Here is a 1626-nt window from a genome sequence, read left to right on the forward strand (position 1 = left end):
AATTAAGGCATTATTCTCTACTGCATTTTGCCCAAGCTCTCCTGCTATCTGCGCATTACTCAGTGTTCCTCCGCTTAGTCCACCTGCTACTGTCCCTATCGCTGACGATAGATCTCTTATGCTTCCTTTTACGTTTTCCGGCAGTTTGTTCGGGTCTATTTCTCCTGTGGCGGGATCTATTGCTTCTGGATATTGGTCTTTTGGCAGATGGTTTATTAGGTATTGGGCTGCCAATTCTGCACTAGTCGCGCCTGCTAATGACGCAGATTAGCGGGTACCAACACTGCTACCCGCTAACACAACTAACTTCAAAGGAGTTAACTATGACTAAGGTATATTTTAGCTAAATTCAACAACAGGCAAAACACCGCACCACAACCCAATAAGCGGTTTTATACTGTCGGTTATGTGCCACAAGGCATAAAACCAAACTCCAGACCACAACTAACTATTAAAGGCAGGTGGCTGGAACAAATAGGCTTTTATACCAGACGCCCTGTGGTCATTAAAGTTGAGCACAATAAGCTAATTATTGAATTTGTGTTCCTGTTTCAAACAACAAGTGAGATCCCCCCACTGATTAGGTGGGGATCATTATCGTTATGATATTTTTGTCATTATATTCTTAATAATGGGTTCAACAGATAGTTCTAACTTATCGCTATCTATCGTATAACGGTTTAATTCAATTTGATTTTCTGCATCAAAAAGTAATTCTCTTAACCATTTCTCTTCTAATGCTAAAATTTGGTGTTCAGCCTCATAAATGCTAGATTGTATTTCTTCCACACCGATTTCTTTGTTCAAAAAAGAATCACATTTTTTTTTCAATTTATTAACAACATCAGGATATATCCAATTCATCACTTTTCACTCCGTCTTAAAATGGTCACAATAATTTTACCGTTACTTTCGGTAACAACACCTACATCACCGCTCCAATGCACAATCCTCTCTACACCATTAACTGTAGAACTCGTTTTTGTTCCATTCTGTATAGTGTGCTCTACGATGCCAGGAGAAATATTACGACCAGCGCCAACTGTACCGGCTGGAGATCCTAATCCTGAAGGTTGCATCCTATCAACTGCATGTTGTGAATATAATCTATCGCCAATCTGGGCATATTGTTTACCGTCAATAGTCTTTTTTTTGTAGTTTTGCCAAGAATTCCATTCTAAAGAATTCCCAGTCGTCCCCTTTCCAGCTTTACTAGCCACTTTGTCGCCATCTTTACTTGCCTTTGGTTCTGTATTCCCTTTTTCTCCACTCTGATTCGCACCACGTGATTCGCTCACCGTAGAAGATTGTGGTTTATCTTTAATTACTACTCCGTTTGCTGTTACTAGACTTCCACTATGACTATTATATCGGTTGGTTATGGCCTTTATTTCATCCATTGAAAACGCTTTTCCGCGTTTTATGCTCATAACGTTTAGCATTGTTCCCAGACTCATCCCTGTCCCATACAATGCATCTACCTGATCTGATAGTGAGTATGAACTTAGGGCTTGCCCTGCTATCTGGTATTGCAGTACCCGCATTCCTATTTGCTGCTCTGTTGCTCCTGATTGCTTCATATCTCTTACTAGATTTGTTAGCGTTATTTTCTGGAACGCAGCATTG

General features: G+C 40.2%; 4 protein-coding genes. 1 reads left to right on the forward strand and 3 read right to left on the reverse strand.

The window, feature by feature from the left end; genetic code table 11:
- On the reverse strand, positions 1–234 hold a 234-nt coding region (locus tag J3U75_RS09065; RefSeq protein ID WP_267391635.1), incomplete at its 3' end, for a VENN motif pre-toxin domain-containing protein.
- A 102-nt stretch (positions 235–336) separates the two neighbouring features.
- Between J3U75_RS09065 and J3U75_RS11435 the strand changes: the two genes are divergently transcribed.
- Positions 337–606, forward strand: coding sequence for a SymE family type I addiction module toxin (locus J3U75_RS11435; RefSeq protein WP_416384683.1), 270 nt, complete (start codon positions 337–339; stop codon positions 604–606).
- Here J3U75_RS11435 and J3U75_RS09070 read toward each other — a convergent pair.
- Both J3U75_RS09070 and J3U75_RS09075 read right to left on the reverse strand, forming a co-directional pair.
- Positions 601–867: a hypothetical protein gene (locus tag J3U75_RS09070; RefSeq protein ID WP_218966488.1), complete on the reverse strand. Its 267-nt coding sequence runs from the start codon at positions 865–867 to the stop codon at positions 601–603. The genes J3U75_RS11435 and J3U75_RS09070 overlap by 6 nt on opposite strands.
- Positions 864–1626 (reverse strand): hypothetical protein (locus J3U75_RS09075; RefSeq protein WP_267391637.1); only part of this gene is annotated, 763 nt, incomplete at its 5' end. The genes J3U75_RS09070 and J3U75_RS09075, both read right to left, overlap by 4 nt.

Source organism: Snodgrassella sp. B3088 (assembly GCF_026535815.1).
Taxonomy (GTDB): domain Bacteria; phylum Pseudomonadota; class Gammaproteobacteria; order Burkholderiales; family Neisseriaceae; genus Snodgrassella; species Snodgrassella alvi_E.